A 5,541-nucleotide genomic window follows, 5' to 3' on the forward strand; every position below is an offset into this window, starting at 1 on the left:
TTCGAATCCCGTACGGGTCATATGAGAAAAGCAGTAGATGTTAATTTACATCTATTGCTTTTTTGTATTTTAAAGATATTCTTATAGATTCTAGGGGTATTCCTACAATTACACTTTAAAGCGAGGGGAACTTTTACCTGACTTTTCAGGATTAAAAGATAATGAGACTACAGAAATAGAAAAATAGGTGATTAAATCATTTTACATTTACAATGCAAATATTGATTTCAATTTTATTTAGTTGAGATAATGTAAGTGCATGAATAACATACATTAAAGATTAGTAAATGATTCAAATATTTAAAGATATATTTTTTTCAAGTTATGTAGGAAACTAAGCAATTAAATTCATTATTAAAAAATAAAACCGTCTACCTGAAAGTAAGTAGACGGTTTGTTGTTTATTATACTCTGATTAGCATTCTTTCGAGGGAAATACGTGCTTCTGTTGCAGTATGAACATCTACTTGAATTCGATTATGGGGTTGCCCTTGCTCTATGCTTTCTAGGCACCATAGCAGATGAGGAAGATCAATTCGATTCATAGTTAGACATGGACAGAAATGCTTATTTAAAGAGATAATCTGCTTATCAGGATGTTGTGTAATAATACGATTAACAAGGTTCATTTCTGTACCGATTGCCCATGAAGAGCCACTTGGTGCTTTATTAATCGTATCAATAATGTATTTTGTAGAGCCAGCATCATCTGCGGCTGCTACGACCTCACGACTACATTCTGGATGAACTAGAATGCGCATATTTGGGTGTGCTTGACGTACAAATTCAGTATGCTCAACTGTAAAACCTTCATGGACAGAACAATGACCTTTCCATAAAATCACTTGGATTTTTTCATGGGGCTGCTCTGTCTCTAGCATATTTGAATGTGGATTCCAAACAGCCATATTTTCAAGTGGAACCCCTAAATCATATGCAGTATTTCTACCTAAATGTTGATCTGGTAGAAAGAAAATTCGTTGTTTTTGTGTAAATGCCCATTTGACCATATCTTTTGCATTGGAGGATGTGACACATGCCCCACCATGCCGACCAGTGAATGCTTTTATAGCAGCAGTGGAATTGACATATGTTAGCGGAATAATTGTGTCGCCAAAAAGTTTCTGTAGAATAGGCCAGGCTTGTTCTGTTTGATAAATATCAGCCATATCAGCCATTGAACAACCTGCCCGCATATCAGGCAAATAAACATGTTGCTGTTCATTAGTTAGCATATCAGCGGTTTCAGCCATAAAGTGGACGCCACAAAATACAATATTCTCTGCTTCTTTATTAGCTGCTGATAGCTGAGCAAGTTGCAAGGAATCACCCGTAGCATCGGCAAATTGAATAACTTCATCCTTTTGATAGTGATGACCAGGAATAAAAAGCTTACTACCTAATTTATTTTTTATAGCAATTATACGAGATTCCATGTCACTTTTCGATAATGTCCGGTAATACTCTGGTAATAGTGACGTTTGCTGCAATAAACTAGTGATGGACAAGGGATTTAGCTCCTTTCGTTTGTACAAGTGCACTAATATCAAAGGCTTTTACTGAATGTGTTAGGGCTCCAAGTGAAATCCATTGAATGCCCGTTTTAGCATAGCTATTTAGATTATGAAGTGTGATACCACCCGAAGCTTCTGTAGCAATATGTGGGGGAACAGCTGGAAGCCATTGTCTTATTTCTTCAGGGCTACGATTATCAAACATAATGATATCTGCACCAGCTGCAATTGCCTCATCAAGCTGTGCTTTGGTTTCGATTTCTACCTCGATTTTAACCGTATGCCCAATTTTTGCACGTGCAGCCTGTACTGCCTGAGCAATACTGCCAGCAAAGGCAATATGATTATCCTTTAACATTATGGAATCGTATAAACCATTACGATGATTGTAGGCACCACCAATTCTTACTGCATATTTATCTAACATACGCAGTCCTGGGATTGTTTTACGAGTATCACATATTTTTGCATTCGTACCGATCGTTTCACGAACAGCTAAATTTGTAGCTGTAGCGATAGCAGACATGCGCTGAACAAGATTCAATATTACACGTTCTCCAATTAGTAATTTCTGAAGAGATCCATTAATAACAGCGATTATATCCCCTTCATGAACCTCATCCCCATCTTTTTTAAGAAGCGTAATATCCATCGACCGATCAAGTAGAAGGAAACCATGTTCAACTATAGGTACGCCACAAAAAATTCCGTTTTCTTTGGCATAAAAAGAAAAAGATCCCTGTTGTTCAGCAGAAAAAATGAATTCACTCGATAAATCTCCATCTCCTATATCCTCGTTAAAAAATTGCTTGAGCATTTCCTCGAGCTTGATGATATTCATACAATGAATTCCTCACTTTCATCTGTCCTTGTTGAAAAATAATCCACCTATTTGCCCATTTCGTACGATTTAGTGGTTGATCAGAGCGTATGTGGGCTCCGCGTGTTTCTGTTCGTGTAATAGCTGCATGTACCATTAGGGTGGCGACAATATGCATCATATAAAGTTCAAGCTCTTGTCTATTCAACCCACTTAAATCCACTTGTAGAAGTGTATTTAGTGACGGTAGTTGTTGTTTGAACTGTTGCATATTTACAGGATTTCTTACTATACCTAATGTGTGCATCATTGTTTGTCGTAATTGATCTTTCGCAAATAATAATGGTAATGGTTGTCGATGATGTTTAACATCGATAGAAAAATTATTTTGCTTACAACCAGCTTTAATAATGAATTGCGCCATTCTTTGTCCAAACGTAATTCCTTCTAACAAAGAGTTACTTGCTAAACGATTGGCACCATGCACCCCGGTACAAGCAACCTCACCAATTGCATACAGATTTGAAATAGTTGTTCTCCCCATGTTATCGGCTATAACACCACCCATTAAGAAATGGCTACCTGGTACTACAGGAATCAAACCATTTTGTATATCAATCTGGTTATCATGACATAACTGTGCAATTGCAGGGAACTTTGCTTCAAAGTGCTCGATATTTGAAATATCAATAAATGTTTCTTGTCCTGCAGCTCGTTTATTAAATAATGCAAATGCAGTAATATGACGGGGAGCTAGGTCAAGTTGAGCATGTAAACCTTTCATAATCGGTTGACGTTGTGCATCAACAAAGATTCCACCAGCACCACGTACTGCCTCAGACACTAAGCCCTTTGCCTCTCCATTAATCCAAAGTAAGCTTGGATGAAACTGCATAAATTCCATATCACTGATGGCAGCGCCTGCACGATAGGCCAATGCGATACCATCACCTGTATTTGTTTCATAATTTGATGTGCATGTATAAAGGGCGCCAGCTCCTCCAGAGGCTAGAATTACATGATGAGCAAGATAGCGTTTTGTCCTATTAATTCCTTTTGTTAGTACACCCACGCACTCTCCGGCTGTATTTAATAAAAGCTCAAAGGCTGTTTCATAGCAATTAATATTGATAGTAGATGGTAGCTGGTTAAGCATATAATTTATCATTATCTGACCAGTACGATCTCCACCAGCATGTAAAATACGTCGATGACTATGTGCACCCTCTAGGCCTAGAGCTGGAGCCCCATCTGCCTGTCGATCAACAGGGAACCCCTCTTTGAGAAAATCACCTATAATTTTGGTGCCATCTTCTATAAGGACTTCTACATTCCTTCTTTCATGATGATATTCTCCAGCAGTCAATGTATCAGCAATATGAAATGTTGGATGATCCTCTCGACTTGTAACGGCAGCAACTCCACCTTGAGCACGATAGGAACTACTGATAGTAATAGATGACTTTGTAACAATCTGCACCTGAAAGTGTTCAGCAAGTATCCGCGCTGCTTGAAGAGCCGCGATTCCACTACCAATAATAAGTACATCTGTCTTTACATCCATAGCCATACCTTCTTTACAGTTGTCTTGACACTTATCTTTACATAAAATAAAAAAGAAAACAAGACCTGATAAAATAGAAAGGAAGATTTAAATGATATATCTGGATTACGCAGCAACATCTCCAATGTCAGCAAATTCCCTTGAAGCATACAGTGAGGTAGCAAAACGTTATTATGGAAATAGTGCAAGCTTACATGATGTAGGGGGGCAAGCAAATTATTTTGTTGAACAGGCAAGAGCCATTGTAGCAAAATCACTTGGCGTAAATAATGATGGCGTTATTTTTACTGGAAGTGGCACCGAAGGAAATCTCATATCAATTTTATCTTTAGCATTAGCATCAAAAAAAGGGAAGCATATTATTTCATCTCAGGCAGAACACACATCCGTACATGCTGCGTTAAATACTTTAGAAAAAATAGGTTTTATAGTCACTAGATTACCTTTACAACAAAATGGGTGTATTCATGTGAGGCAAGTACAGGAAGTGATACGCGAAGATACGGCACTCATAACAATTCAACATGTTAATTCAGAAATAGGCTCTATTCAACCTGTGGAAGAAATTGCAGAGTTAGCAGAAAGGTCTAATATTTACTTACATGTTGATTGTGTACAGTCTTTTTGTAAACTTCCGTTAAAACCGCAAGTGGATGCTATTACCATTTCAGCACATAAAATTGGAGGTCCAAAAGGGTGTGGGGCTGTTTATATAAATCCAAAGCTTCGTGTTCCTTCATTAACACCTGGTGTGACTCATGAGCGTGGATTAAGAGGAGGGACATTAGATACACCAGCAATTGTTGCCTTTGCCTCTGCCATTGAAAATTACCATTATAATGGTCAGTATTTTCATGAACTACGAGAATATTTTAAGAGAAATTTACCACATACGTGCAGACTAATTGACTGTCAGAGTCAATTGCCCAATATTTGTGGTATATTGATGGAAAATTTGGAGGGGCAATATGTTATGCTAAAATTAAATGAAGCGGGAATATGCATTTCTACAGGAAGTGCCTGCGATATTCATAGTGAATCTGGAACAAAAGCTATTTTATCAATGGGCTATTCGATGCAAGCAGCACGACAATTTTTTAGGATCTCTTTTGGTCCTACAACGACATTTGAGGAAATTGATCAACTAAAAATGGTACTTTCTACTATTTAATAGATTCAGTAGATAAATATACGTATAAATAAATGTAAAAGATATACTAATCCATTGACTCAATTAGTTGGAAATGAAAAATCCCCACTAATTGGGTTTATTTTTTATGTTAATTTAATATTATTCTCAATACCAATTCTTCCTATTTCATAATTGTATAGTTTGTGTAAAATAATTGTTTTCTTTTTTTTTAACAATTGCTATAATGAATAGCAGAGTGATTATTTCTCTTACATGACAAAAATATCTTTAAAAAGTAATAAATTCTTTTTTTTATAAAAAAGTATTGCACAATGCGAGAAAACGTTATACAATAATTCTTGTCTTGAAGGACAGGTAAACAACTTCAAAACAAAAATACATAGGTCTAGTGATGATGGCAAAGAGGTCACACCCGTTCCCATACCGAACACGGAAGTTAAGCTCTTTAGCGCCGATGGTAGTTGGGGGCTTCCCCCTGTGAGAGTAGGAC

4 protein-coding genes and 1 rRNA gene are annotated in these 5,541 nt (G+C 37.0%); 2 read left to right on the plus strand and 3 right to left on the minus strand.

From position 1 onward, the window contains the following. Positions 1–404: 404 nt before the first annotated feature. Genes nadA through nadB form a run of 3 tightly spaced genes read right to left on the minus strand, consistent with a single transcriptional unit; the run spans position 405 to position 3,898 of the window. Positions 405–1,508: a quinolinate synthase NadA gene (gene nadA, locus B2R82_RS18405; RefSeq protein WP_286926318.1), complete on the minus strand. Its 1,104-nt coding sequence runs from the start codon at positions 1,506–1,508 to the stop codon at positions 405–407. Continuing rightward, the gene (nadC, locus tag B2R82_RS18410; protein ID WP_286926319.1) at positions 1,495–2,355 is read right to left on the minus strand and encodes a carboxylating nicotinate-nucleotide diphosphorylase; all 861 of its coding nucleotides are present in this window, start codon (positions 2,353–2,355) and stop codon (positions 1,495–1,497) included. The genes nadA and nadC overlap by 14 nt, the downstream gene beginning before the upstream one ends. Then, positions 2,312–3,898, minus strand: a complete 1,587-nt coding sequence (gene nadB, locus B2R82_RS18415) for an L-aspartate oxidase (protein ID WP_286926320.1) — start codon at positions 3,896–3,898, stop codon at positions 2,312–2,314. The genes nadC and nadB overlap by 44 nt, the downstream gene beginning before the upstream one ends. A 91-nt stretch (positions 3,899–3,989) precedes the next feature. Here nadB and B2R82_RS18420 point away from each other — a divergent pair, with 91 nt between their 5' ends. Continuing rightward, positions 3,990–5,069 carry a cysteine desulfurase family protein gene (locus B2R82_RS18420; protein WP_286926321.1) on the plus strand — a complete coding sequence of 360 codons (1,080 nt, stop codon included), beginning with the start codon at positions 3,990–3,992 and terminating at the stop codon, positions 5,067–5,069. A gap of 366 nt (positions 5,070–5,435) precedes the next feature. Then, a 5S ribosomal RNA gene (gene rrf, locus B2R82_RS18425) occupies positions 5,436–5,541 on the plus strand; the annotation flags it as partial.

The organism is Lysinibacillus sp. UBA6686, from assembly GCF_002455205.1.
Taxonomy (GTDB): domain Bacteria; phylum Bacillota; class Bacilli; order Bacillales_A; family Planococcaceae; genus Lysinibacillus; species Lysinibacillus pakistanensis.

Bases quoted from the DNA above. Each gene is read 5' to 3' on its own strand.
- nadC (WP_286926319.1), bottom strand. From the start codon at position 2,355: ATGAATATCATCAAGCTCGAGGAAATGCTCAAGCAATTTTTTAACGAG.
- nadB (WP_286926320.1), bottom strand. From the start codon at position 3,898: ATGGATGTAAAGACAGATGTACTTATTATTGGTAGTGGAATCGCGGCT.
- B2R82_RS18420 (WP_286926321.1), top strand. From the start codon at position 3,990: ATGATATATCTGGATTACGCAGCAACATCTCCAATGTCAGCAAATTCC.